Genomic DNA, 25,852 nt, shown 5'->3' on the forward strand with positions numbered 1-25,852 from the left:
GGCCTACAGGTCGGTACCGGCGTTGCCATCGTCGCTCGAAGAGTCTCGCGGCTTGGGCTCGCCCTGAGCGGAAGAGTCCTTCTCCTGCTTGTCCAGGAGCTCCAGGAGCGCAACGTCTGCCTTTTGCTGATCCTCCTTCGTCAGTTCAATAGGTGCGTTGTTGTAGACGGCGTACCGGTCGGGATCAATGATGTTGGTGGTTCTCAACGTGAACGTCAGAAGCGGGCGCCACCCCTTGCGGTGGCCAACCCTCACTTGAATTTGGACCTTGTAGTCACGGGCCTTCGGAAGGAGCCCAGGAAACGGTGCCTCGAACTCGAAGAAGAGTTGTTGAGCTTCTCTGCCGGCCACAACGAATCCGGCCGGCAACTTCAGTTCCTCGTCCGGCCCGGGTTGGAGACGAGACGGCGAAGACATCCACAAGAGTGGTAGATGAGAGGCGGGCTCATCAGGGAAGGTGAGCCTGACATCCTGCACAACTATCGGCGTGGCGCCGGTGTTGTGAAGGACGAGGGGGAGCCGCAGGCGAACCAGAGAGTAGTTGAAAATCGCTGCAAAGGAGTGAGGCTCCCATGCCTTCAGGCGCCCTTGTCTGGCATTGAGCCACCAGAATGAGGCGACCGTGAAGACCAATGCACAGACCGACACGACTGCGGCGCCGGAAATCGATGAGGACGCAATCTGATCAGCAGCGGTCATCAACGGGGACACACATTCAGTGTGCCAGCCTCAGGATGGCCACGCTAACCTCGATCTTTCGTGACGGTCTGCCGACAGAGTCGGCAGACCGTTTCGCGTTCCGTGGCTTTGGCGGGCAGGCCAGTAGCCCGACTGACGTGTCGGGTGGGCGCGGGGTTCCACTGCTCCGGAGACGTGGTGCTGCTCGCAGGGACGGGAAAGCTACTGGTCAGACTGGGTTGGGCAGTTGGTCGAGCCGTCCGAGGGCGCTGGTGGCGACATCGGTCCATGGCCAGTGGTGAGCGAGGCGGAGGATCTGGCGGCGGCCGGTGGTGACGAGCTGAACAGGCGGAGCCACAGGCGGCGGGGCTCCCAGAGCCGGGCCTGGCCGTTCAGTGCAAGCATCGGCATCCAGGCCAGCAGGTCGAGTGCGATCTGGACGATCTCCAGCCAGACCCTGTTCTGCGCGGTGTCGTGCAGGGGCAGGTTCCGCAGGCCGGTCGCGCAGGCAGCCCGGACGCGGTCCTCGGCCCGTGCCCGCAGGCGGTGGCGGAGTTCGAGCTCGGCGATGGGCCGGCCGGGAGTGTTGGTGGCGAGGCACGTGATCCGCATGCCGTCGGCATCCGTGATCCTCAACTGGGCGCCGGGGTGCGGTCGTTCCTTCCGAACGATCAGCCGCATGCCCTTCGGCCAGCCGTCGAGCATGCCGCCGGTGAGTTCGGCGACCCAGGCCCCGTCGCGGATCTCTCCGTCGGGCTCGACGGCCGGCGTCAATGCCGCGAGCGGCACCTTGAGTACGGCCTGGTGAATTGCGTCGGTGATGGTCATGCCGACCGAATACGACAGCCACCGTCCGCGTTTCGCGAGCCAGGCCACGAACTCGTGGGTGCCGCCCGCCAAGTCGGTGCGGATCAGCGTCCGGCGCCCGCGCCGATAGGACTTGGGCGGCTGGGCAGGGCCAGTTGGGTGGTCGCGGTCCGAGCGGTAGTCGTGGTCGCGGCCCCACCGGCGGTCGTCGCTCCGGTCCCAGTTGTGCTCGTGGCCGCCGCCCGAGCGGTGATTGTCGGCCGCGACACTGACGGCCGGGCGCTGGACATGCTCGGACGTCGCCGCCGACGCGGTACCCCCGGCATCGACTACGGCTCCGCCTGCACCACCACGGAGGTGATAGCGATACACATGCGCTTCGTGAAGTTACTCACGGGTTTCTCCTTCGGCTCAGAGCAATCCGCCAGTGCAACGGGTGCTCCTGTCACTGGTGCAGTTCGGGGGCGCTGTACGAATGCAACACGGCAGGGGGGATGCGATCCTCGCCTACACCCTCATCGAACTGCCCCTCCAGGCACTCTCCGCAGGAAACTCGGCCCCTCTTGATCACCCTGGCTGCAGCCACTCGTTGATGGCTGCTATGAGGCCGGTCGCTTCCAGAAGGTCCATCACAGCCACCTCGGGCCGGGGAGAAGAAATGGGCGCCGGTGCTCAGGAGAGCACCGGCGCCCACGGCATGGCACCTCTTACCGCCGCCCACTCTCGGGCTGATCGGACTTCGGAATATCCCGCGCGACCAGGCGGCGGCAGCGCCATCAGACCCAGGCGACGGCGTCCTCGACGGGCACGCGGGGCAGCCGTGGGAACCACGGATCGGCGCCGGGGTGACCGATGTTGACCACCAGATGCGAACGCCAGCTGGTACCGGCGAAGAACTCCTTGTCCACGCCGGCCTTGTCGAAGCCCGCCATGGGACCGGCCGCGAGCCCCGCCGCGCGCACCGCGAGCAGGAAGACCCCGGTCTGCAGTGCAGAGTTGTAGGCCGCGAGGCTCTCGCGCTTCTCCGTCTGGTCGGCGAACGCCGCTCGCAGCATGTCGCCGCGGGCCGGGAAGACGGTCGGCATCTGCTCGTGGAAGTCGACGTCGTACGCCAGGATCGCCACGGCCGGCGCACTGAGCGTCTTGGCCCTGTTGCCCTCGTCGAGATGCCGGACCAGTCGCTCCTTGCCCTCACGGGTGCGCACGAAGAGCACCCGCAGAGGCTGACCGTTGGCGGCGCTCGGCGACCAGCGGGCGAGTTCCCAGATCATGGCGAGTTCGTCGTCGGCAACGGCCACCTCGGCGAAGGTGTTCGCGGTGCGGGCCTCGGTGAACAGCACCTTTCGCCCGGCGTCCTCAAGGACATCGAGGGCCTGCGGTTCGCGGTCCGTCATGCTCATGGTTTCTCTCTTACTTCGGTTGTGCGGATGGCGTGGTGCCGGGGCGGGTGGACCGCCCCGGCACCACGCGGTGGGGACGGGGTTTGCGGGGCCGGGTGGGGGAACAAGGACCCGGTGCTGTCACGTGGGCCTGTGTCCCCTGGCCGACGTCATGTGTGGTGTGTCGACCGCTTGTTCCGCTCCGCGCCCAGGCGGGCGAAGTAGGCGATCAGGTCGGGGTTGTCGACCGCCGCGGGGTTGAGGACCTGCTCGGCGGGGGCCCCTTGCAGCAGGCGCTTGACGGGAACCTCGAGCTTCTTGCCGGTCTTCGTGTGTGGGAGGGCCGGTACGGCGATGATCTCGTCGGGGACGTGGCGGGGTGAGGCGCTGGCGCGGATCGCGTCGCGGATCCGGTCGCGCAGGGAATCGTCCAGGCCGACCCCGTCGGCGAGGACCACGAAGAGCGGCATCCAGTAGCCGCCGTCGGGTTCCTCCGCGCCGATGACGAGGGCCTCGGTGATCTCGGGGAGGCGTTCGACGACGTCGTGGATGTCGGCGCTGCCCAGGCGCACGCCGTTGCGGTTGAGGGTGGCGTCGGAGCGGCCATGGACGATCAGCGATCCGTGCGAGGTGAGCGTGATCCAGTCGCCGTGCCGCCACACGCCCGGGTAGGCGCCGAAGTAGGCGTCGCGGTAGCGGCTGCCGTCGGGGTCGTTCCAGAAGTACAGCGGCATGGACGGCATGGGCCGGGTGACGACCAGTTCGCCGACCTGGTCGAGGACAGGGGTGCCCGTCGCGTCGTAGGCGGCCAGCGCCACGCCCAGGCTGGGGGCGGACAGCTCCCCCGCCCAGACGGGGGTCGTGGAGGCGCTGCCGGCGAAGCCGGAGACGACGTCCGTGCCGCCGCTGGTGGAGGCCAGCTGGACGCCGGCGCCCACGTGGTCGCGGACCCAGGGGTAGGCGGAGGCGGGCAGAGCGGAGCCGGTGGAGCCGATGACGCGGATGGCCGACAGTTCGTGCACGGAGGGGTCGATGCCCAGCTTGGTCATGGCCAGCAGGTACTGGGGGCTGGTGCCGAAGACGGTGACCTTGTGGCGGGCCGCAAGCTCCCACAGGATGTCCGGTCGCGCAAGCGGTGCGGGGCTGCCGTCATATGTGCAGGTGGTGGCACCGGTCAGCAGGGTGGAGACGACCAGGTTCCACATCATCCAGTGGGTGGTGGTGTACCACAGCAGGCGGTCCCCGACGCCCAGGTCGCTGTGCAGGCCGAGCATCTTGAAGTGCTCGAGCAGGACCCCGCCGTGCCCGTGGACGATGCCCTTGGGCAGGCCGGTGGTGCCGGAGGAGAAGACGACCCACAGAGGGTGGTCGAACGGCACCGGGGCGATGGTGAGGTACTCGACACGGGCGACCGCGTCCTCCCAGGGCACCGTCAGCCTGGTGTGCCTGTCCTCGGGCCAGGCAAGGCCCACGTGCTCCACGAGCATCGTGGCCTTCAACGTCGGCAGGGCGGCGGCCAGTTCGAGCGAGGCGGCACGGCGGTCGTGTGTGGTGCCGTTGAAGAGGTAGCCGTCCGCGGTGATGAGGACGGTGGGCCGGAGCTGGGCGAAGCGGTCGGCGGCGGCCTTGGGTGCGTAGTCCTGGCCGCACACCGACCACACCGCGCCCAGGCTGACGGTGGCGAGGAAGGCGATGACGGCGTGGGGGGTGTTGGGCAGATAGCCCACCACCCGGTCGCCCTGTCCGACGCCCAGGTCGCGCAGGCTGGCTGCGACGGAGGCGACCCGGGAGCGCAGCTCCCGGCCGGTGATCTCATAGCCGGATCCGGTCTCGTCCAGCGCGGTGATCGCGGGAGCGTCCGGCTGCAGGTTGCGCAGCGCGTGGTGGGCGTAGTTGAGGGTGGCACCGGGGAACCAGCGGGCGCCGGGCATGGTCTCCTCGGCCAGCACCCGCTCGTACGGAGTCGTCGCGTCGATGTCGAAGTACTCCCACACCGCGGCCCAGAACCCTTCCAGGTCGGTGACGGACCAGCGGTACAGGGCTTGGTAGTCGGTGGGGTCCTGGATCCCTTCGGCGCCCTGGTGCCGGGCCGCCCATCGTGCGAAGTCCGCGATGCGGCTGTGGGCGGCCGTCTTCGGATCGGGGGTGAAGAACGGTTCCGGGTACGGCGTGGGGTGCGGGCTGGTCATGGTGTGTTGTTCCTCGTCAGGGGACGGGCCGGACATCGGCGGTATGGCGGGCCATGTACAGCAGGGGCGCCCAGGCGGCAGTGTCCGTGAAGTCGCCGGTGCCGGCCGGGACGGTGTCCATCACGACGCGGTCGGGGCGCAGCAGGACGGCGTCCGACCGGCCGCGTGCCAGCCAGGCGGCCAGGTTGCCGTCGTCGCCCAGGTCGTCGACGTGGATCGTCGGGGCGCCCAGTGCCGTGGCCATGGCCGTCATCTGCGCCGTGGGCGGCACACCGGTCAGGACGGCGAAGGAGTCCCCGAGGACGTCATCGAGACGCACCCGCCTGCCGTCGTGCCGTACCCAGGGCTGCGGGCAGGAAGTGCCGGCCAGCACGCGGCCGGTCATCCTGAAGCGACGCCGTACGAGTGGACCGGCGGTCAGAGCGGGGCTGAGGTCACGACTCACCGCCGCGGTCAGCCCGGGGATGCGACAGGCCGTACCCACGGCGGCCCGGCGGAACGCCGCACCGCGGTCCTGTCCGCCGGTCATGGCCCAGCCGACGGCGACCGCGATCCGGATCACACGGCGGGCGTGCGGCTTGCGCTCGCGTTCGTAGGTGTCCAACAGCCCCTCGTGTGCGCCCTGTTGGAGGACGCGGGCGAGTTTCCAGGTGAGGTTGTGGGCATCGCGCAGACCCGCGCACAGACCCTGGCCGACGAAGGGCGGGGTGAGGTGGGCGGCGTCGCCCAGCAGGAAGACGCGCCCCCTCCGCCACCGGTCGGCGAGGCGGGCCTTGAAGGTGTACTGCGCCTGCCGGATCACCTCGAAGTCGTCGCCAGACGAGGCGTCGGGCGGCAGGTCCACCCAGGGGGAGACCAGCTCGCGCAGGCGCTCCCATCCGTCCGGGCCGTCCAGGTGCTGATCGTCGGCCAGCCGGAACTCCCAGCGGTAGCGGTCCTCGCCGACGCGCATGAACGTGGCCGGCCGGGTGGGGCAGCAGATCTGCTCGACGCCTTCCCAGGTTCGTACCGGGCGGCTGGTGCGCACGTCGATGACTCGCCAGCTCTCTTCGAAGTGCAGGTCCTCCCAGAGGGTGCCTATGGCGTCGCGGGTGAGGCTGCCCGCACCGTCGCAGCCGAGGACGGCATCGGCCCACAGGTGCTCCTCCTCGTCGCTGCCGTCGCGGCGGAAGGTGACCCGGACCGGACCCGTGGGATCGTTCGATCCGTCGGTGTCCTGGGTGACGGACACGACCTCCACCCCGCCCCACAGCTCGCACTCCGGGCGGCGCACCAGGGCGTCGCGAAGCAGGTGTTCCAGCTCGGGCTGGTCGAACATGCTGGTCTGCGGGAAGCCGTGGTGCCCGTGCAGGGACCGCGGGAATTCGCTGATCATGCGGCGCCGGGCGTCCAGCAGCCGCAGCCCGCGCGCCGGGCGGGTGAGGGCGGCGAACTCCTCGTGGACCCCGACACTCTGCAGGATCCGGCGGACCTCGTCGTCCACGACAACGGCGCGCGGCAGGGGGTAGACGTCCCGGTGGCGTTCCAGGACGACGCTGCGCACGCCGCGCCGGGCGAGCAGGAGGGCGGCCGTGACCCCCACGGGTCCCCCACCGATGATCACCACCGGTCTCCGGGATGCGTCCTTCATGGTGCGTCCGTAACGGGGGTCCGCTGCTCGCCAAGGTCGATCTGCCCGTCGGGGGTGGCGATCGTGGCGGTGATGAGGTCACCGTCGCGCAGGTAAAGGGGGTTCTTGGCCTGGCCCTTGAAGAACGCCTTCCACTTCAGCGCGGGCGGCAGCAGGGCGGCGATCTTCTCGACAGGCTTGGGCGGGGCCTTCAGGGCGGTGCCGCCGGGCGTGCCGGTCAGCAGCAGGTCGCCCGGATCGAGCGTCTGGAAGCGGGCGAGCAGGGTGAGCGCCTGTGCGGGTCGTACGATCATGTCGGCCAGCGTGCGGTCCTGACGCGGGGCGCCGTTGACCGACAGCCGCAGCCGTAGGTTGAGCAGTTGGTCGAAGTCCCCGGGCTCCAACAGGGCCAGGTACGGCCCCGTCGGCGTGAAGGTCGGATAGGACTTGCTCTCGTAGAACTGGGTCTTGGTCAACTGGACGTCGCGGGCGCTGACGTCGTTGGTCAGGACGAGCCCGGCGACGTAGCGCGGCAGGTCCCGCTCCTCGACGACAGTGCCCACGGGCAGCGGGGCGCCCATGACGAGGCCGAGTTCCACCTCGTAGTCGAGGAACTTCACATGCGCGGGGCGGACGATCTTCTCGTGCGGACCGCTGACCGAGCCGGACGCCTTGCGGAAGAAGGCGGGCGGGATGTCGCCGGTGAAGCCCGAATCGCGAGCGTGGCTGCGGTAGTTGACCATCTGGGCGACCACCCGGCAGGGGGTGGTGACCGGAGGCAGCGCCACCAGGCCGGCGACGGGCGTCCCGCTCTCGGCGGAGGCGGCGGCTTCGCGGACCGTGTCCCGGTCGGCGAGCAGCTCGGCGGTGGTGACGGCCTTGGTCTCGATGCGGACGGCGCGCTCGTCCCGGACGACCCACCAGCCGTCGGCGGTGCGCAGAACATTGGTACTCATGAGCTCATCGCTTTCATCAGGCCCAGCAGGCGTGCGGGGTCGAGTTCGTTGTCGCCGCGCAGGGCCGACATGACCTCGCGTAGCTTGGCGGAGGACGGGCTGGCGCCCAGGAAGTCGCGGGTGACCGGCGGGCCCCACTGGGCCAGGCCGCTCGCCGACATCGGCGCCCAGCCGGGCTTCAGGTCGCAGGAGAAGAGGTCGCCGTCGGCGAAGTGCTCCAGCATGAAGTGGTCGGGGTCGCGCCAGTAGTCGAACAGCTGGCTGCCCTGGATGTGCCGGCCGATGCCCCAGCTGCGCTTGTAGCCGCGCTCGGCCAGGTACTCCCCGCCAGCGGCGATCGCGTCGAGGTCGGTGACCTGGTAGGCCGAGTGGACGTAGCCGGTTCCGGGCCCCAGGTGCAGGGCCAGCGTGTGGTGATCGACGGCCACGCTCCCCTGGTCGCACCTAATGAACGCCATCGTCGGCCCGCGCCCGCGCTGCCCGTCCAGGAACAGGAAGTCGGAAACGATCAACCCGAGGGTGTCCAGATACCAGTCCAGGGTGCGGGCGAACACCCGTGTCTCCAGCACCACATGGCCCAGCCGCTGAATACGGGACGGCTCACGGGACGGACGCTGGGTGGCGTTCGTACGACGGTGGTCCGTGCCGAAGTTGAGGAGGAGAGGCTGCTGCTCGGGCAGCGCGGGCAGCTGCTCGGCGCAGTGCACGACCCGGACCGGCAGGCCCGAGGGATCGAGCAGGGCGACCGACTGCCCACCGCCCGGTACGCCGATGTCCCGGACGGTAGTGCCGGTGGCGCGGGCCAGCCGGTCGAGGTCGGTCCGCTCGGCCGCGCGGAACGCCGGCCCGATGAACCGGGACGTACGCCCCCGCCGGATGACCATGCAAGGTGAGCCGGCGAAGGTGCCGCGCAGCCACAGCTCTCCCTCGGTGCGGGCGGCGATCGCGAACCCGAAGTCACGCGCGAACACCTCGGCCCGGTCCAGGTCCGGCTTCTCGAACTCCAGCCAGGCCAGATCCACCACCTTGATCACGGGATTCCGGGAACGTCCGGGGTGCTCTCCGCGCAGGGCGCCCTGCTCACTGTGGAGGTCTTGGTGGGGCGTCTGAGGATCGGCCCTGTTAACGGGGGTGTGGGACATGGTGTCCTCCAAGCAACACTGCTGTAATGAGGAAATCATCAACTTTGCCGTAACCCATCGTCAATAGGATGAGGCCAAATAATTGAGGATCTCATCAGTAATGGCAGACTCATCGCGATGGTTGTTACACTCGGCGTATGCCGACGTCAGCCCCGCCCCGCAACCGATTCGAACGGCGCCGCGCCGAGACCCGTCAGGCGCTCGTCCGTGCGGCCCGGCAGATCCTCGCCGAGACCGGGGACACCAGCGCCAGCATCCAGGCAATCGCCGAGCGCGCGGACGTCGGTTTCGGCTCCTTCTACAACCACTTCGAGTCCAAGACGGAGCTGTTCGACGCCGCGGTGACGGACGCCCTGGAGGAGTTCGGTCAGGCCATCGACGAGCGTGTCGAAGGGATCGAGGACCCGGCCGAACTCGTCGCGGCGGGCTTCCGGCTCACCGCCCGGATGGCCGACTCCCACCCGGAACTCATGCGGATCCTGCGTGATCGCGGTCTGGCCCACATTCACGCCGAGATCGGCCTGTCCCCACGAGCGCTCCGCGACCTGGAGATCGGCATCGCCACGGGCCGCTTCACCTGCACCAACCCGACCATCGCCCTGTCCGCCCTCGGCGGGACCCTGCTGTCCCTCGTGGCGCTGAGGCTGGCCCGCCCCGATCTCGACGGCGACGAGGCCGCCTCGGACCTGGCCGAGATGGTCCTGCGCATGCTGGGTGTCCCCGCTGACGACGCCCATGAGGTCACCCGGCGCGCCCTGCCCGACCTCACCTGATCCCCCACCCCCCGCCCGAGGCGACCTCTGGACGACTCGTCAGAGCGAGGCTGCGGCGGACCGGGTCACCGATCTTGTTTGCCGGCCGGCGCATTGCGTAGGCGGCGTCGGCGAGCGGGGTGTGGTCGGTGATGGAGGGGGCGAGGTCGAGGCGGCCGGCTGCGGTCAGCTGCACGAGCTCGGTGACGGACTCCTCGGGAGTGCCGCTGTACCATACTATGTATGGAAAAGCAGAGGAAGGCCCCCCGGGGGACCAGGAAGAGGGACGTCCCGCTCACCAAGGACGGCATCTACGCCATGGCGCTGCAGCTCATCGACGCCGACGGTGTCGAGGCGCTCACCATGCGCAAACTCGCGACCGAGCTGGATGCGAATCCGATGTCGCTGTACCACCACGTGCCGAACAAGGACGCCGTGCTGCATGGCGTGGCCGAGCGCGTCGGCTCGCAGTTCCGCGCGAGGGAGTGGGAGGACCTCCCCTGGCAGGACCGCCTGCGCCAACTGGCTCTGGACTTCCGTAAACTGTCGCACCGCCACCCGAAACTGATGGCGTACTCCTTCGCGCGAGCCGACTACGTCCAGCCGGAGGACCCCTTTTGGCAGGGGCTCATCGACATCCTGTCCGCCGCGGAAGTGCCGGCCTCGGAGATCCCGCGCGTCGCTGCCTCCCTGTGCGCGGTTTTCACGGGCCTGCTGGTCAGCGAACTGACCGGAGCGCTGCAGCGGTGGACCACCCTGCCGCCGGCACCAGCCGGCCCCGGCGGAGAAGACGCCCCCGCACCCGCGAAGGACGTGATCGACGCGATGTTCAACTGTGCGCTGGACGCGACGATCGTCGGCTTGGAGAGCCACATCGCACGAACCCGCGAGGAGCCGTGACGGAGCGGAGCGGCTGTCGCGGGCTCGGCTGACGCACACTTCTTCGCTGCCGACCGCGGTGCGGTCGAGCGGCAGGTGACTGACCAGGGTCTCCGACTCCCTGGTCTGGCGCTACGACCCCAAGGCCAGCCCCGACGGCCTGGAAGGCGACGAAGGCACCTTCTCCATTTGCTCCTTCTGGTACGTCGAGGCCCTCACCCGGGCCGGAAGCCTGGGCGAAGCCCGTCTGGCCTTCGAGGAGATGGTCACCTACGCCAGCCATCTCGGCCTGTACGCAGAGGAGATCAGCCACACCGGAGAGCAACTGGGGAATGTTCCCCAGGCGTTCACGCACCTCGCCCTCATCAGCGCCGCCTTCAACCTCGACCGCGCCCTGGGCTGACCGCCGCCTCCGGTGGAGGGAGCTGCACGCGGCCTCCGTCCTCCCTGCCAGGGCCGTGCGGGCGTCCAGGTCGATTAGGCGGGAGGGGTGATCGCACTCGGGCCTCGTCGGCCTCACTCAGCGTCAACTGCCCTTTCGGAGAGCGATGTTGGCTGCCGTACGGCTGGGCCGCGCGTCTCCAGGCCACGGTGGGACAGAGGTCCGCCTTCCGATCTGGTGGCAGCCATCGGGGGTGGAGGCTGTCGACATGTTCAAGCAGGCCGCGCCGTTGTCGGAAGGCGTTCCTGCCGCTCTGACTCAGACAGAACGTCCCGCACGCGGAGCGCAGCAACCTGTGGTGCTACGCCGGCCGCGACGAGGAGCGCGGTCGCCGCAGCTTCACCCGTGGGATCCGCCCAGGTGGACGTGGCGTTCTCCTCGGCGAGGGCCAGTATCAGTGCTTCCAGCGTCAGGGCGAGGACAGGCGCGGGGACATGATCCGCGAACACGCCTTCGTCCTGACCACGTCGCACGGTCGCGGTGGCCTCTGCGCGCGCCGGTGCCAGGGTGGCTCGGATCACCTCGTCTCCCAGATCGCGGCGCCCCAAGGAGATGAGCATGCGGTACTGGTCGCCCACCGCCCATGCCGCCAGTGCCATCCGCGCCATCGCCTCCAGCGGGTCGGCACCTGGAATGCGGGCCGTGGCGAACGCCTGTTGAAGCGCTTGGCCTGCTTCCTGCGTCAGGGCGGTGACCAGCGCTTGCCGGCTGGAGAAGTGTCCGTAGAGGGTGCGCCGCGCGACGCCGGCCGCCTGAGCGATGCTGTCGAGACTCGCATCGGGATCGTCCCCCAGTTTCTGCCGAGCGGTCGCGAGAATACGTGTGCGGTTTGAGCGAGCATCACTGCGCTGCGGAGTGCGGCCCAGAACGTCGGTCATCTGCATGACTCCCCTCTCCACTTCCGGATCATGTGCGCGGCTACGGAGGACGCCGGGTTCTGGCGCCCGACAACGAGTCGGCGGCAGCGGGGTTCCACGGCACATGCCCGGCCAGCAGATACCCGAAAGCCGTGGGCGCCGGTGCTCCCTCAAGCACCGGCGCCCACTCACCCCTGCCCGAGGTGGCTTTGAAGTCCCGCTGGACGTGTCAGGGGACGAGGATGAGGCGGATCGGGTCGCCGATCTTGTTCTCCAGCCGGTGGACGGCGTCGGCAGCCTCGGCGAGCGGGATGTGGTCCGTGATGGAGGGGGCGAGGTCCAGGCGGCCGGCCGCGGTCAGCTGCACGAGCTCGGTGACGGACTCGGGGGTGCCGCCGTAGTGACCGCGCACCTGCTTCTGCAGGTAGTTGAAGGTCAGGCCCTCGGTGATGGTGAGGGGCCTGGGTGTGATGCCGACCAGGATGAGGGAGCCGCCCAGACCGAGTACGGAGGCGGCCTGCTCGCGGACGGCGGGCACGCCGGCGCAGTCGAAGGCAAAGTCCAGGCCCTTCCCGGCGGTGGCCGCGCGGACTTGGTCGGCGAAGTCGTCGGCGGTCGGGTCGAGTGCGATGTCCGCGCCGAAGGCCAGGGCGCGTTCCCGGGCACTGGGCAGCGGGTCGACGGCGATGATCGGTGCGGCGCCGACCAGGCGGGCGAGGCGTACGTTGTGCGCACCGACTCCGCCCGCGCCCCACACGCCGACAGACTGGGCGGGGCGTACTCCGGCGGTGGTGACGACGGCGGCGTAGGGGGTCGAGACCGCGTCGGGGATGATCGCGGCCTGGTCGAAGGGGAGGCTGTCGGGGATGGGGATGAGGGTGTCCTCGCGGGCGAGGGTGTACTGGGCCCAGCCGCCGTCGTAGTCGATGCCGGCGGTGAGCATCTGGGTGCAGGGGCGGCGGCGCACGCAGCCGGCGCACTGGCCGCAGGTCTTGCCGGCCTCCAGGGTGACGCGGGCGCCGACGGTCAGGCCGCGCTTGAGGTCGGGGCCGAGGGTGTGGATCACGCCCGAAACCTCGTGGCCGACGGTGACCACGTCGGAGGTGGCGAACAGCGGAACGAGGGAGCCGTCGATCAGGTGGACGTCCGAAAGACAGACGCCGGCGGCCTTCACCTCGATGAGGACCTCGCCCGGACCCGGCACGGGGACGGGGACCTCCTCCACGACGAACTTCTTGCTGTCCAGGTGGAAGCGTCCGGCGAGCATGGTGTCCATGGTGCTCTTCCTTCGGTGAGTGGCACTCCCGGCGATTCGAGCCGGTCGGTGCCGTGTGGTGTCTGGGGGGCTTGTGGTGGCCGGGAGGCGTGCGGGTGGCAGGTCGGCCGCAGGCCTCCCGGCGTCTGGGGTCAGGCGAAGACGTCCTGCTGGTAGCGCTCGTCGGCCTCGAGCTGGGCGAGCCACTGCTGGGCGGTTTCGTCGTCGCTGCCGGTCTGCTGGCGGTGAATCGCGGCGAGGGCCTCACGGACGGCGGGCGCCATGCGGCGGCCGTCACCGCAGACGTAGATGTACGCGCCGTCTTCGATGGCCTGCCACACCGTGTCGGCGGCGTTGGCGATGGCGTTCTGCACGAACCGGGCCGGGTGGCCGGTCACCGCGGAGAAGGCGGTGTGGACCTGGGCGATGCCGGACAGCGCCCACATCTCCATCTCGTCCCGGTAGAAGTAGTCGTGCTCCGGGTGGCGGCAGCCCATGAAGACCTGCGACACGCCGACCTGCGTGCCGTTCGCGTGCTGCGAGGCGCGCTCCTCCAGGAATCCGCGCAGCGGCGCGATGCCGGTGCCGGGGCCGATGAGGATCAGCGGCGTGGCGGGGTCGGCCGGCGGGGCGAAGGTCGGGGAGGGCACGCGCACGTAGCCGTAGAAGACGTCTCCGGGCTCGAGGCCGGCGATGTAGGACGAGCAGGTGCCGCGGTACTGGCCGTCACCGGACAGGGCCGGGCCTTCCAGCAGGCCCACGGTCAGGCGCACGTGGCGCGGGTTGGCCAGCGGGGCGGAGGAGATGGAGTAGAAGCGGGGACGGATCGGCCCCATCATCTCCAGGAAGACCGCCAGCGGCAGTTCGACCGCGGGGAAGCGCTCCAGCAGGCCCAGCACGGAGACGCGCTTGCCGAGGATCTCGTTCTGGTAGCGCTCTTCGGCTTCCTCGGTGTCGGCGGTGTAGGCCTGCAGTTGCGGCCGGGTCCACGGGCACTCGGTGTACTCCGCCAGGATGCGCACCTGGGTGCGGGTGGCCACGTCCTGCAATTCCAGGAACTCGGTGAGGAGCAGGCCTGCGGTGACGGGGGTGCCCACCGGCAGGTGGGTGCGGCCGCCGGCCGGCTGGTCCAGGCGCAGGACCTGGTCGCGGTCGACGCCGAGCCGCGTCAGCGCGCGGTTGACCAGGGCCGGCTCGTTCTTGGCGAAGGCGGCCAGGTGGTTGCCGGTGTCGTAGGTGACACCCTCGGGGAGCTCGATGGTGATGGACTTCGCCGACGGGCGCGGCGGCTCGATGCTGAAGTCCCACAGGCCGGTCGCGTCGGCCACGAGTTCGTCGTTGGCCACCACCGTGAGGGGGTAGGCCTGCTCGGAGACGATGGCGGGGCGCACGTCCGCCTCGGTGAGCAGCTGGACCTGGTAGCGCGGGCCGCTCGCGTCGGAGGTGTCGGCGGCGTACTCCTCGGCCAGGGTGGTCCACAGGGTGTCCATCCAGCGAGTGGCCATGCCGTCGAAGTCACCGGCGGCGTCGGCTATGCCGCGCTCGATGACGGGGGTGGCGCCGGCGGCCAGCAGTGCTTCGTCGATCCGCTTGGGGAAGGCCTGGTAGGTGGCCACCCACTGGGTGTTACCGGCGCCCAGCAGCGCGTACCGCACGTTCGACAGCGAGCCCTCGGGCAGGCCGGCGGCGATCAGGTCGTCGAAGCGCTGGGCGTTGTCGGGGGCCTTGCCGTTGTAGCTGGCGGCGACGACGGCGAGCAGGCCCTCGGTGGGCAGATTGTCGCCCAGCTCGTCCAGGCTCGTCAGCGTGGTGCCGAAGCCGGAGCGCTCGCCGCGGTCGGCGATGGTACGCGCCAGGTCCTCACACGAGCCAAGGCTGGAGCCGTAGGCGACGGTCAGGTTCACTCCGACACCGCTGACCGCGGCCTGCGCCTGCGTGTCGTCGGTCTGCAGGTCCGCGGCGCCGAAAACGGTCCGCTGGTGTTCCTGACGGCGACGGACGACCAGCTGGAAGTCGCCGGGCTTGCGCGTCAGCGCCTCTCGAACGTCCATCTTGTAGTCGCCGGTGTCGGAGAACTTGAACTTCTGCAGCACCAGCGCCAGGGCCAGACGGGCCTCGGTGAGTGCGAACTGCCGGCCGATGCAGGCACGCACGCCGTTGCCGAACGGCTTGTAGGCGTGCGGGTGCTGCTGGGCGCGGTTCTCCGGCAGCCACCGGTCGATGTCGAACTCGTGCGGTCGCTCCCATGCCTTGGGGTGGGAGTGCAGCGCGCCCATGAGGATGTTGGCCCTGGTTCCCTTCTTCATCTCATACCGGCCGCCGATGACGGTGTCCTCCAGCGGCGCCTTGGCAATCAGCGGGATGGGAGCCCACAGGCGCAGGGTCTCCTCCAGGATCCGCGGGATGACGTCCAGCTGCATGATCGTGTCGTAGTCCGGGACCGTGTCGCCGGGCAGCAGGCGGTCCACCTCGGCGTAGGCCTGGGCCAGCACGTGCGGGTTGCGCATCAGCGAGTACGTGGCGAACGACAGCAGACCACTGGTGGTCTCATGACCTGCGATCAGGAACGTCACCACCTGGTCGCGGACGTTGTCGTCCGCCAGCAGCTTGCCGGTCTCCGGGTCGGTGGCCTCCAGCATCAGGCCGAGCAGGTCCTCCTCACCGCTGCCCTTGCCCTGACGGCGCTCCTTGATCACGCTCTCGACCAGGTCGCGCATCAGCTGGATGTTCTCGCGGTACTTCTTGTCGTCGGCCTTACGGAGCTTGGTCATCATCGGCAGCTCCTGGGAGCGCCGCATCGACTCGATCAGCGCCTCCAGCAGCGCGTTGAGGAAGGGGTGCAGCTCCTCCTTGTCGAAGGACTGGAACCGGTAGCCGAACCCCGACAGGGCGATGGTGTCCAGCGTCAGGCGGGTGTAGTCGTCGGTGATGTTGACCGGCTGGCCCTCCCTGCGCTCCCACTTGCCCGCCAGGTTCTGGGCGACCTCCAGCATCTGCCCGAAGTAGGCCTTCATGGCCCGCTGGCTGAAGGCCGGCAGGAGGACACGGTGCGCCATGCCCCATTCCTCTTCGTGCTGGTGGGCCGTGAACAGACCCGCCCCCGTGAAGTCCCGGACGTGGTGCAGCGGCGTCTTCTCGATCTGCTTGAAGAACCGTGTCTCGTCGCAGACCTCGGCCACCAGGTCCGGGTCATAGACGAAGACCTGCTCGATGCCGGCGATGTCCATGCCATAGATGCCCTCGGGGAACTGCTTGGACAGCTCGCCGAAGTACTCCACCGGGTTGGTGCTGGGGATCTGCGGCGTGTGGCCGAGCAGGGGTATCCCGCGCGGGGACCGAATGGGGCGAAGGTCGTTCGCAGATGGCGTGGTCATGGCTTGCTCCTTTGTGCGGAGAGGAGGGATGGGCAAGGGCGCCGGTCGATGCCGCAGTGCACTAGAAACATACGTCGTATGGAAAAGAACCATACGCCGTATGGAACATCGAGCGCAACCCGGGCCGCGGGAGCGACTGCTCCGTCACCGTGTGATCGAGTTCATTTCCATACGCCGTACGAAACCGCTACCGTACGGCGTATGACAAAGGCGAAGCCTCCCCCGCGGGGAACAAGGAAGAGAGACGTACCTCTGACCGAGACCGGGATCTATGCCGCCGCCCTGCGGCTCATCGACGCGGACGGGGTCGAGGCGCTCACCATGCGCAAACTCGCGACCGCGCTGGATGCGAACCCGATGTCGCTGTACCACCACGTACCGAACAAGGACGCTCTGCTGCGCGGTGTGGCGAGGATGGTCGGCGCCCAGTTCCGCACCGTGACGCTGGAAGACGCTCCCTGGCAGGAGCGCATCCGCCTGCTCGCCACAGATTTCCGGACGCTGGCGCACCGCCACCCCAACCTCATGGCCTACTCGTTCAGCCAGCCGGACTTCATCCAGCCCGAAGACCCGTTCTGGGCCGCGCTCACCGCGACACTGGACGCCGCAGGGGTACCGCACTCAGAGATCCGGCCGATCGCCGCTCTCATGTGCGCGGTCGTCATCGGTGTCCTCACCGCCGAACTCAACGGCGCGCTTCACCAGTGGTCGAACCTCGAGCCCACCGCGCCCGCCGCAGGCAACGACGGGCCCGCGGACGCAGGCCCTGAGGAGGACCGCATGTTCCGCCTGGTGCTGGACACGATCATCACGGGCCTGGAGGGTCGGCTCACCGCCGATGGTGACGGCCAGGGCGCCGACCGAGGCGGTGTGCCTGAGGCAGGCCCGCGGTCGGACGAGCCGATCTTCGTCCCAAGACAACAATCAGTGCCCAGCACGCGATAGCCGGGCCCAGTCCGGTCCCGCTGACCCTGGGCCGAATCGATCTGATGATGTACACCGTCGGCGGATCCATGTGCGCGCTCTACGGGCACAGCCTGCCCTACGCTGCCCGCGCCCTGGCCTGTGTGGTGCTCGCTATATCGTGGGCGGGTGGGCTGGCAACCGCGGCCGTCCACCCGCAGCACCGCGGTCCGGGGCGCCGTGGCGGCCCTCCTTACCACTGCTCACAGACTCGTGCGCGAGGCCACCCGGATCAGCGCTCCGGGCACGTCGTCGGCACGTTCGTCTCCGCCGGCTGCGCCTTCTTTCCGCAGCGCTTCGCCGACATCCCAGGCCACCTCGTGCTCACCCTTGCCGCTGGTTCGCTCGACTGAATGGTCTGCACGGCCCCCGGTCTCGTACGGTCCCAGGAGCCGCAGCGCCTGGCGGTGGCCAGGACACTGCCGTGCTGCTCGCTCTCACCGCAAGGGTGAGTCGGCGGTGGGCGTCAGCGCGGACTCGGTGACGTCGATGATCTGGCTGATGTCGAAGCCCTCCATGTCGGCGCGGAACTCAGGGCTGGACAGGTACGCCTCCAGCCGCTCCTGCACGTCGTCGGCGTCGCTGTAGGAAACGAGGGCGTACAGCTGGGGCGCCTCACTCCCGGGAGCTGCTGGCACCGTCCAGACGCCGTGTGTGGTGATCCAGTGCTTGGCCAGACCGGGAATGTGCTTGGACCAGATGCTCTCGTAGGCGACGAGCGCCTCAGGGCTGCACAGTGTGTAGACACGAAGCTGGTACTGGGACATGAACTATCTTCCCTTCTCTTCTGCGGCCGGGACAAAGATCCCCATCCGCACGGCGGTGGGGAGACTTCTCTCAGCCTTTCGCGAGCAAGTTCGGCAGTTCGAGGTTCCAGTCGATGTGTCCGGACTCGGTACCCCGTGGCACCAGCGCCTCCGTGTTGTCCAGGAAGGTCCTGACGTCCTGCACGGGAACCTCGAGCAAGGCGGTGCCCGCGGGAGACCCGAGGACGATGTACATCGCTTGGTCGCCACGGCCGACGGCCGGCCAGATCCGGATGTCCCCAGAGCCTGCGGAACTCCTCAGGCCATCGGCCAGAAGATCACGTCCCAGGACCCATTCGGCCGGCTCGTCGGTGTCGGTGAAAAAGACGGCACGGACGACATAGGGATCAGTGGGCTCGTAACGCAGGCTCATGCACGTGGACAGCGAGTAGGTGCGCGAGATGACAAGCTGCACAGCCACCCCCTGCATCACGGTCTTCAAAGACTCCATCGACTTTCCCTCCAAGGTGTCTCTGCCTCGGCTGCGCTGCGCCGCCGGACCGCCGCTGGGCCGGCAGCGAAAAGGCAACGAAGGGAGAGGAGTTACAGCAGGGCCCTGGCGCCGCGCGACGGCCGCCTGGGCGGCGGTCAGCGACCACTGATCTCCTCCCGGCCGTCGTGGTGCCAGCCACGGATCTCATCCCAGCTGTAGCCCAGCTCGAGCAGGTGGCCGATACCGTGATCCCAGCGGTAGTCGCCGGCGTTGACGATGACGGCCGGGCGCTGGACGTGCGCGGATGCAGAAGTCGCGGCCGAAGCGGTGCCCCCGGCACCGAGAACGGCGACACCCGCGACCGCCATGGAAGAAGCAGTGACGGCAACGAGCCTCGTGAGCTTGTTCATGGTCTCTCCTTCCCGATTGGGTCGACGTGCGCCATCGGCTGCATGCAGGCGATGTGCGACGCCTGGCGTGGCCAGAGCAAACTCCTCTTCCATACGGCGCATGGAAGAGCCCTACCACGATTACCATACGACGTATGGAAATGTCGAGGCGGCGAAAATGGCCCGCACGGCCGGCAGCGGCATGAACAGCTCGACGTCCTCGCCCAGACCGCGTCGGCCGCCTGGCCGAAGTCCGCCTGGCCTTCGAGAAGATGCTCACCTGCACCGACCATCTCGGGCTCTACACCGAGGAGATCAGCCAGACCGGCGGGCAACTGGGCAGCAATTCCCGGGCATTCACCCTCCCTTCCCTCATCGGCGCGGCCTTCGGACTCCACCACGTCTGGGCTGAGCCGTCGCCCCGGAGGACGAGCTGCCCGGGATTTCCGTCTCCGGAGCCGTGACGTGCGGGCGCCCGGGTCCGGCCCCATGCTGGAAACGAGGGGGTGAGACAACGGAGGGAGTGGTGGGGATGCAGACCGTTGTGGATCTCACGCGCTGCCAGGGCTATGCGCAGTGCGTGTTCCTCGCGCCGGAGGTGTTTCAGCTGCACGGGGAGGAGGGGCTGCTGTACGCCACCGCCGTCCCCGACGACCAGGTCGAGCGCGTGCGCCAGGCCGCGGCGGCGTGCCCGGTGCAGGCGATCCTCCTCGGTGAGGAGGTGAGCGCCGGTGCCCGGTGACCTCAAGGACGGCCGTATCGTCATTGTCGGAGCATCGCTCGCGGGGCTCAGGGCCGCGGAGGCGCTGCGCGAGGAGGGCTTCACCGGCTCACTGACCGTGGTCGGGGACGAGCCCCACCCGCCCTACGACCGGCCGCCGCTGTCCAAGCAGGTGCTGCTCGGCCAGGCGACGGCGGACACCACCGGGCTGCCGATGCACCGGGATCCGGACGCCGACTGGCGGCTGGGCGTACGCGCCACGGGCGTGGATCTGCTCGCGAAACAGGTGCTGCTGGAGGACGGCGAGTCACTGCCGTACGACCGGCTGCTGATCGCCACCGGGACCCGCGCGCGGCCCTGGCCCAACCCGGAGGAAGCCGCCCTGGACGGGGTGTTCACGCTGCGGACCCGCGAGGACGCCGGGGGGCTGGCCCAGCGGCTGGCCGCCGGGCCGGAGCGGGTGCTGGTGATCGGCGGGGGTTTCACCGGCTCGGAGATCGCCTCGGCCTGCCGGGAACGAGGGCTGGAGGTCACGGTCGCCGAACGCGGCCCCGCACCCCTTGTGGGCGCGCTCGGCGGCACCCTGTCGAAGCTCGCGGCCGTCATGCAGCGCAACCACGGCGTGGACCTGCGCACCGGGGTGACGGTCACCGCCCTGCGCGGGAACGGCAGCTTCACCGGTGCGGAGCTGTCCGACGGCAGCCGCGTCGACGCCGACGTCTGCGTCGTGGCGCTCGGTGCGGTACGCAACGTCGAGTGGCTGGCGGAGTCCGGGCTGGCGGCGGGCCCGCGCGGGATCGCCTGCGACGCCGGATGCCGGGCCTTCAACATGTACGGAATCGTCACCGACGACGTCTTCGTGGCCGGTGACGTCTCCCGCTTCCCCCACCCGCTGTTCGGCTACCAGATGCTCTCCCTGGAGCATTGGGGAAACGCGGTCGAGCAGGCCGAGGTGGCGGCACACAACATGGTCAATCCGGGGCCCCTGCAGCGCCCGCACCTGGCCGTCCCGTCGTTCTGGTCGACCCAGTTCGGGCTGAACATCAAATCGGTGGGCGTGCCCACCTACTCCGACCACGTGGTCATCGCGCAGGGCTCCCTGGAGGCGCGCCGTCTGGCAATGGTCTACGGCTACCAGGGGCGGGTCACCGCCGCGGTCACCGTCGACATGGCCAAGTCGCTCGACTACTACCGGCACCTGATCGAGACGGCTGCTCCGTTCCCGCCCCCGCCCGGCGCCCAGGACCGTGCGATCGCGGCCGACATCGCGATTCCGTCCGACGTGCCGGATCCGAAGGGGCTGTCCCACGGCCCCACCGTGGCGCTGACCGGGTACCTGCCTGACCGCCGACTGACCGTGGTGCAGCCCGGGGGCTGACCCACGTCCCGTCCAACGACGAGGAGCCACCATGGACTCCGAGACCCTGCTGGCACGGATCACCGACTACGCGAACCGTCCCGACCCCTGGCCGCTGTACGCGGAACTCCGCGAGTCCGGCCCCGTGGTGCGGCAGGCGGACGGCAGCTATCTGGTCGGCACCTACCACGAGATTGCGGCTCTGCTGCACGACCCACGGATGAGTGTCGACCCCCGCAGCCGTGGCGAAGTGACACACAAGCCGCCGTTCCTACGGCTCGACGACCCGGAGCACCACAGGCTGCGCACCCTGGCCATGCGGCCGTTCGGCCCGCCGCACAGCCCTGGCCGGGTCGATGCCATGCGCGACGAGATCGACCAGATCACCAAGGAACTGATGGAGCCCTTCGAGGCGGGTCGGCAGATCGACGTCGTCGACGATTTCGCCTACCCACTGCCCGTCACGGTGATCTGCCGCCTGCTCGGGGTACCGCGCGAGGACGAGCCGCTGTTCCGGGCCTGGTCCGACGCTTTGGTCGCATCCGCCGACGTCAGGCCCGAAGCGGACACGACCGAGACGGACAAGGCGGGCGACCAGGCGCGCATCGAGATGGGCGGATACCTGGTGAACCTCGCCGAGCAGCGTCGTGGCAACCCGAGCGACGACATGCTCTCCGCCTTCGTCAACGAGCCGGACCCGGACCTGCGGCTCACCCAGGAGGAACTCGCGGAAACCGCCGTGCTGCTCCTCATCGCGGGACACGAGACCACGGTCAACCTGATCACCAACGGGGTGCTCACCCTGCTGCGCCAACCCGAGCGCCTGGACCAGCTGCGCCGCAACCCCGGCCTGCTGCCGCAAGCGGTGGAGGAACTGCTGCGCTACGAACCTCCGGTCCACATCCGTGAGCGCCTCCCGCGCGCCGACATCGACGTCGCCGGTACACCGATCGCCCAAGGTACCCCCGTCGTTCTGGTGCTGGCCTCGGGCAACCGCGACCCCAGGCGGTTCCACGATCCCGACCGGTTCGACCCCACCCGCCCGGACAACGAGCACCTCGGCTTCGGCAGCGGCATCCACCTCTGCTACGGCGCCCCCCTCGCCCGCATCGAAGCCCAGGCCGCGCTGGGCGCGCTGCTCCCCCACCTCGGCACGGCACGCCTGGTCCAGAACCCGCCGCCCTACCGGCAGAACGCCATGCTTCGCGGACCCCGCCACCTGCCGATCCAGTTCTGAGGCTGCGGGGCGGCAGACAGCAGGCAAGCGCAGTCGTCGCCAGCGCCAGTCGGCTGGTGCGCGACAGGGTTCTCTTCACGCTGCAGCGGGAAGAGGCTGTCGGGCGAGGTCGCGGGCCTCATCCGGGGAGAGGCCGAGCATGTGCAGGAGCATCTCGGCCATTTTGCCTGCGGCCTGGTCGCTGTCGGTCCCGGGCCGGTTGAACCACAGCTCCAGGAGCGCCAGCAGGCTGCCGTTCAGCGCGGTCAGGGCAATGATCGGGTCGACCACGGTGAAGCGGCCCGAGGCCATGCCCTGCTCCACGTCGCGCTTCGCGCACGGAGCCAGTCCGTGGCCGGCGCATATGCGACCGAGCTCGCTGTGGCACAGGATCCGCATGATCTCCGGGTGTGACTCGGCCATGCGTGCGCTGAGCCGCAGGCCCTGAGCGAGACGCTCGGCGGGATCGTCGACGCCGTGCAGGCGTTCGTCGACGGCTTGGGCGTACTCCTCTATTGCGTCGGCCACGGCCGCGTCGAACAGGTCCGGCTTGCACGTGAAGTGGTTGTAGAAGGAGCCGAAGCCCACGTCCGCGCGCTCCGCGATGGCCCGGATGCTGGCGCTGGTGTCGCCCGACTCAGCCAGGATCTGCCGCGCGGCGCGGACGAGTGCCTGCCGGGTCTCGGCACGACGGCGTTCGAATCGGTTTCTGCGTGAGGCTGGCATCGGCATGCTCCGTAAATAAGAGCAGCAGTTCTGATGAATTCATCATCACACCGCCAGCCTCGGCTGTCCACCCCGGGACACCACCCTCGACGGGCCGGTAACCGCTGCAGGGGCACTTACAGGGCGCGGCGATGCCGACCAGTGCCGCCCGGGTTTGCACCTTGCTCCGGTCGAGGTGCCGGGGCGTCCGGGCTGCCGGTCCCGCGTGACTCACGCCTGATTGTTCGATCAATCTTGGCGGTCTTGACGATTAAGCAATCGTCGGTGATGCTTTCATCAGAATTTGGGACAAAGCGGCCTCGATCTGCGAGGTGCCGCGCTTGTGGCCGCTCAACCGCTCGGCCGTCGCGCACTTACTCCGCACCCCCATAGAAGGAATCGCAAGGATGAACACCGACCACACGCCACTCGCCGAGCCGGTGAGCCCCCGCGAGATACCCGACGCGGCGATAGCCATGATCGATGCGGAGGGGACCGTGGTGGGGTGGACGCAAGCTGCTGAGCAGCTTGTCGGGTACTCGGCCGGGGAAGTGGTCGGCCGCTCCGCCGTACACGTGCTGCCGCCCGCCGAGGACACCCTGAGGGCTTCGGCGTTCGCCGAGCAGTATCGTGCCCAGGATGGCTGGTCCGGCACCGTGACGGTCCGCCACCGCGACGGCCACGCCATCAAATTGACGCTGCGGATCTCGCTCCTGTGGGGACAGGACGCCGGCACCCGGTGGCTGGTGTCCGTGACCGACATAGGCACCCTGTCCTCGGGGGCGTCCAACGGACCCGTGCGGGAGTCGCTCCTGGCCCACGCACCGATCGGCATCGCCGTCTATGACCCGCAGCTGCGCTGCACCTGGGTGAACGACGCCATGGAGCGCCACGACGGCGCTCCTCGTGAGCGACGGTTCGGACGCCGCCTGCGGGACTCACTGCCCGCCGTCGAGGCCGAAGCCCTCGAGGTGGTGATGCGGCAGGTGCTGGCGAGTGGCACCACCATGGTCCACGAGTACCGGGCGTGGTCGTCGGCGGACAGGCGCCGGGAACACGCGTTCTCGGCCTCATTCTTCTGCCTCCAGGACGCAGGTGGCCAGGCGATGGGGGTGTGCTCCATGAGCGTGGACGTCACCGGCAACCGGCGGGCCCGGGAGCGCCTGGCCATCCTCAGCGAAGCCAGCACGCGCATCGGCAGCACCCTCGATTTCATGCAGACCGGTCAGGAACTGGCCGACCTTGCCGTGCCCCTGCTGGCCGACATCGCCGTCGTCGACCTGTTGGAGTCGGTTCCGCTCGGACTCGAGCCCTCCACACGGATCGGCACGACGAGCGGCCGCCGCCCTGTGTTGCGCCGCGCCGGGGTGGCCTCCATCGACCTGGGTGTCCTGGAGTTGCCGGCTGTGCGCGAAGAGGTGATCCACGTCCCCCCGGCCTCGTCATTCGCCGCCGCCCTGCGCACGGGCAGGTCTCACCTGGAACCGGTGCTGGACCCCTATGCCGGCCCCTGGGTCGACCACGATCCGACGCGGGCGCAGAAGGTCCGTGAAAGCGGGATCCACTCGTTGATGGTCGTACCCATCCGTGCGCGGCGTTGCGTGCTGGGATTGGCGCTGTTCGGCCGCTCCGAGGAACTGACGCCGTTCCAGGACGATGACCTGCTCCTCGCCGAGGAGCTCGTCACCCGGGCCGCGCTCAGCCTGGACAACGCTCTCCAGTACGCCCGCCAACGTACCGCGGCCCTCACGCTCCAACGCGACCTGCTCCCCAAGCATGTGGGAGGAGGCGCCGCCGTCGATGTGGCCTCGCGCTATGTGCCGGCTGACACGGACCATGGCGTGGGGGGCGACTGGTTCGACGTGATCAAGCTGTCTGGCGCCAGGGTGGCCCTCGTCGTCGGAGATGTGGTCGGACACGGCATCAACGCCGCGGCGACGATGGGCCGATTGCGCACCGCCGTCCGCACGCTCGCGGACATGGAATTGCCTCCCCACGAACTGCTGACGCACCTCGATGACACGGTCAGGCGGCTGAGCGAGGAAGATGCCGACGCTCCGGACCAGGTCCCCGCGGCGGTGGGCGCCACCTGTCTGTATGCCGTCTACGACCCGGTCACCCGGCGGTGCACGATGGCGCGGGCCGGGCACCCCCCGCCCGCGATCATCGACCCGCAGGGCCATGCCACTTTCCCCGACATGCCCGCCGGAGCCCCGCTCGGCCTCGGCCTCGGTCTGGTCCCCTTCGAGTCCGTGGAACTGGAACTGCCCGAGGGAACTCTGCTCGCGCTCTACACCGACGGCCTGGTCGAGTCCCGCAACGACGACATCGACGCGGGCCTGGATCGCCTGAGCGCCGCCCTGGCACAGACCGGTTCGTCCCTGGAAGACCTGTGCTCGCAGGTGATCGAGGCCTTGCCGACTCAGGCCCCGGCCGACGACGTCACCCTGCTCCTTGCACGGACTCGAGTCCTCGAACCAGCCCAGGTCGCCTCCTGGGACCTGCCGAACGAGCCGAACGCCGTCTGTACCGCCCGGCAGGCGGCTGCCCGTCAGCTCGGCGAATGGGGGCTTGAGCATCTGGTGACCACGGTGGAGCTGATCGTCAGTGAACTGGTCACCAACGCCATCCGCCACAGCGCGGGACCGAGCCGCCTACGGCTCATCCAGCACCAGGTTTTGACGTGCGAAGTCTCCGACGGCAACACCAGCCAGCCACGCCCCCGTCATCCCCACATCCTCGACGAGAACGGCCGCGGTCTTTTCCTCGTCGCTCAGCTGTCCCGCAGGTGGGGCTCGCGCTCAGCGACGGACGGCAAGGTCGTCTGGGCCGAACAAGACCTGCTCTCCACAGCCGTTGCGGTGTGACGAGCTGCCGACCGGGCGGGCGGCCGACGGCCGCCACCGCATGCCGATATCTCAGAGCCGCACGTTCTCGTAAAGG

General features: G+C 69.2%; 21 protein-coding genes and 2 pseudogenes. 9 read left to right on the plus strand and 14 right to left on the minus strand.

The window, feature by feature from the left end; all coding sequences use genetic code 11:
• Window positions 1–3: 3 nt before the first annotated feature.
• The 7 genes and pseudogenes from AB5J50_RS02415 to AB5J50_RS02445 form a co-directional block, all read right to left on the minus strand.
• The gene (locus AB5J50_RS02415; RefSeq protein WP_369254434.1) at window positions 4–711 is read right to left on the minus strand and encodes a hypothetical protein; all 708 of its coding nucleotides are present in this window, start codon (window positions 709–711) and stop codon (window positions 4–6) included.
• Between the two features lie 196 nt (window positions 712–907).
• A pseudogene (locus tag AB5J50_RS02420) lies at window positions 908–1,649 on the minus strand (transposase); the annotation flags it as partial.
• 612 nt (window positions 1,650–2,261) lie between these two features.
• On the minus strand, window positions 2,262–2,885 hold the full coding sequence (locus AB5J50_RS02425) for a malonic semialdehyde reductase (protein WP_369254436.1): 624 nt from the start codon (window positions 2,883–2,885) through the stop codon (window positions 2,262–2,264).
• 149 nt (window positions 2,886–3,034) lie between these two features.
• A complete protein-coding gene (locus AB5J50_RS02430; protein WP_369254438.1) occupies window positions 3,035–5,053 on the minus strand; it encodes an acetoacetate--CoA ligase in 2,019 nt (672 codons plus the stop codon).
• 16 nt (window positions 5,054–5,069) lie between these two features.
• Window positions 5,070–6,683 (minus strand): bifunctional 3-(3-hydroxy-phenyl)propionate/3-hydroxycinnamic acid hydroxylase, encoded by a 1,614-nt coding sequence (locus AB5J50_RS02435; protein ID WP_369254440.1) that lies wholly within the window; start codon window positions 6,681–6,683, stop codon window positions 5,070–5,072.
• A complete protein-coding gene (locus AB5J50_RS02440) occupies window positions 6,680–7,618 on the minus strand; it encodes a fumarylacetoacetate hydrolase family protein (RefSeq protein WP_327425939.1) in 939 nt (312 codons plus the stop codon). Before AB5J50_RS02440 ends, AB5J50_RS02435 begins: the two co-directional genes overlap by 4 nt.
• Window positions 7,615–8,760 carry a VOC family protein gene (locus AB5J50_RS02445; RefSeq protein WP_369254442.1) on the minus strand — a complete coding sequence of 382 codons (1,146 nt, stop codon included), beginning with the start codon at window positions 8,758–8,760 and terminating at the stop codon, window positions 7,615–7,617. The genes AB5J50_RS02440 and AB5J50_RS02445 overlap by 4 nt, the downstream gene beginning before the upstream one ends.
• 137 nt (window positions 8,761–8,897) lie before the next feature.
• On the opposite strand from AB5J50_RS02445, the gene AB5J50_RS02450 reads away from it, so the two are divergent.
• The 3 genes and pseudogenes from AB5J50_RS02450 to AB5J50_RS02460 all read left to right on the plus strand — a co-directional run.
• Window positions 8,898–9,533: a TetR/AcrR family transcriptional regulator gene (locus AB5J50_RS02450; protein WP_369254444.1), complete on the plus strand. Its 636-nt coding sequence runs from the start codon at window positions 8,898–8,900 to the stop codon at window positions 9,531–9,533.
• 222 nt (window positions 9,534–9,755) lie between these two features.
• Window positions 9,756–10,412 (plus strand): TetR/AcrR family transcriptional regulator, encoded by a 657-nt coding sequence (locus tag AB5J50_RS02455; protein WP_369254446.1) that lies wholly within the window; start codon window positions 9,756–9,758, stop codon window positions 10,410–10,412.
• A gap of 88 nt (window positions 10,413–10,500) precedes the next feature.
• Window positions 10,501–10,794 (plus strand): annotated as a pseudogene (locus AB5J50_RS02460) (glycoside hydrolase family 15 protein); the annotation flags it as partial.
• 251 nt (window positions 10,795–11,045) lie between these two features.
• Here AB5J50_RS02460 and AB5J50_RS02465 read toward each other — a convergent pair.
• The 3 genes from AB5J50_RS02465 to AB5J50_RS02475 all read right to left on the minus strand — a co-directional run bounded on the left by AB5J50_RS02465 (window position 11,046) and on the right by AB5J50_RS02475 (window position 16,319).
• A complete protein-coding gene (locus AB5J50_RS02465) occupies window positions 11,046–11,717 on the minus strand; it encodes a TetR/AcrR family transcriptional regulator (RefSeq protein ID WP_369254448.1) in 672 nt (223 codons plus the stop codon).
• A gap of 202 nt (window positions 11,718–11,919) precedes the next feature.
• Window positions 11,920–12,966: a zinc-binding dehydrogenase gene (locus AB5J50_RS02470; protein WP_369254450.1), complete on the minus strand. Its 1,047-nt coding sequence runs from the start codon at window positions 12,964–12,966 to the stop codon at window positions 11,920–11,922.
• A 131-nt stretch (window positions 12,967–13,097) separates the two neighbouring features.
• Window positions 13,098–16,319, minus strand: coding sequence for a bifunctional cytochrome P450/NADPH--P450 reductase (locus AB5J50_RS02475; RefSeq protein WP_369254452.1), 3,222 nt, complete (start codon window positions 16,317–16,319; stop codon window positions 13,098–13,100).
• A gap of 201 nt (window positions 16,320–16,520) precedes the next feature.
• Between AB5J50_RS02475 and AB5J50_RS02480 the strand changes: the two genes are divergently transcribed.
• Both AB5J50_RS02480 and AB5J50_RS02485 read left to right on the plus strand, forming a co-directional pair.
• Window positions 16,521–17,264 (plus strand): TetR/AcrR family transcriptional regulator, encoded by a 744-nt coding sequence (locus tag AB5J50_RS02480; protein ID WP_369254454.1) that lies wholly within the window; start codon window positions 16,521–16,523, stop codon window positions 17,262–17,264.
• 44 nt (window positions 17,265–17,308) lie between these two features.
• Complete coding sequence (locus tag AB5J50_RS02485; RefSeq protein ID WP_369254456.1) at window positions 17,309–17,635, plus strand: hypothetical protein; 327 nt, start codon at window positions 17,309–17,311, stop codon at window positions 17,633–17,635.
• Between the two features lie 84 nt (window positions 17,636–17,719).
• Here AB5J50_RS02485 and AB5J50_RS02490 read toward each other — a convergent pair whose 3' ends face one another.
• The 3 genes from AB5J50_RS02490 to AB5J50_RS02500 all read right to left on the minus strand — a co-directional run bounded on the left by AB5J50_RS02490 (window position 17,720) and on the right by AB5J50_RS02500 (window position 18,931).
• Window positions 17,720–18,049, minus strand: coding sequence for an NIPSNAP family protein (locus tag AB5J50_RS02490; RefSeq protein ID WP_369254458.1), 330 nt, complete (start codon window positions 18,047–18,049; stop codon window positions 17,720–17,722).
• A 70-nt stretch (window positions 18,050–18,119) separates the two neighbouring features.
• The gene (locus AB5J50_RS02495; RefSeq protein WP_369254460.1) at window positions 18,120–18,539 is read right to left on the minus strand and encodes an SsgA family sporulation/cell division regulator; all 420 of its coding nucleotides are present in this window, start codon (window positions 18,537–18,539) and stop codon (window positions 18,120–18,122) included.
• Window positions 18,540–18,676: 137 nt separating this feature from the next.
• Entirely contained in the window at window positions 18,677–18,931 is a 255-nt protein-coding gene (locus AB5J50_RS02500) for a hypothetical protein (protein WP_369254462.1), read from the minus strand.
• Window positions 18,932–19,442: 511 nt separating this feature from the next.
• Here AB5J50_RS02500 and AB5J50_RS02505 point away from each other — a divergent pair.
• From AB5J50_RS02505 to AB5J50_RS02515, 3 genes are read left to right on the plus strand one after another with little or no spacing between them, the layout of a single operon-like run.
• Complete coding sequence (locus tag AB5J50_RS02505; protein WP_010982020.1) at window positions 19,443–19,652, plus strand: ferredoxin; 210 nt, start codon at window positions 19,443–19,445, stop codon at window positions 19,650–19,652.
• Window positions 19,642–21,009 carry an NAD(P)/FAD-dependent oxidoreductase gene (locus AB5J50_RS02510; protein WP_369254464.1) on the plus strand — a complete coding sequence of 456 codons (1,368 nt, stop codon included), beginning with the start codon at window positions 19,642–19,644 and terminating at the stop codon, window positions 21,007–21,009. The genes AB5J50_RS02505 and AB5J50_RS02510 overlap by 11 nt, the downstream gene beginning before the upstream one ends.
• A 31-nt stretch (window positions 21,010–21,040) precedes the next feature.
• On the plus strand, window positions 21,041–22,225 hold the full coding sequence (locus AB5J50_RS02515) for a cytochrome P450 (protein WP_369254466.1): 1,185 nt from the start codon (window positions 21,041–21,043) through the stop codon (window positions 22,223–22,225).
• A 75-nt stretch (window positions 22,226–22,300) separates the two neighbouring features.
• Here the strand turns inward: AB5J50_RS02515 and AB5J50_RS02520 are convergent, their stop codons facing one another.
• On the minus strand, window positions 22,301–22,936 hold the full coding sequence (locus tag AB5J50_RS02520; protein WP_369254468.1) for a TetR family transcriptional regulator: 636 nt from the start codon (window positions 22,934–22,936) through the stop codon (window positions 22,301–22,303).
• Window positions 22,937–23,316: 380 nt separating this feature from the next.
• Here AB5J50_RS02520 and AB5J50_RS02525 point away from each other — a divergent pair, with 380 nt between their 5' ends.
• Window positions 23,317–25,776, plus strand: coding sequence for a SpoIIE family protein phosphatase (locus tag AB5J50_RS02525; protein WP_369254470.1), 2,460 nt, complete (start codon window positions 23,317–23,319; stop codon window positions 25,774–25,776).
• The last annotated feature ends 76 nt before the right edge of the window (window positions 25,777–25,852 follow it).

It is taken from the genome of Streptomyces sp. R35 (assembly GCF_041053035.1).
Taxonomy (GTDB): domain Bacteria; phylum Actinomycetota; class Actinomycetes; order Streptomycetales; family Streptomycetaceae; genus Streptomyces; species Streptomyces lutosisoli.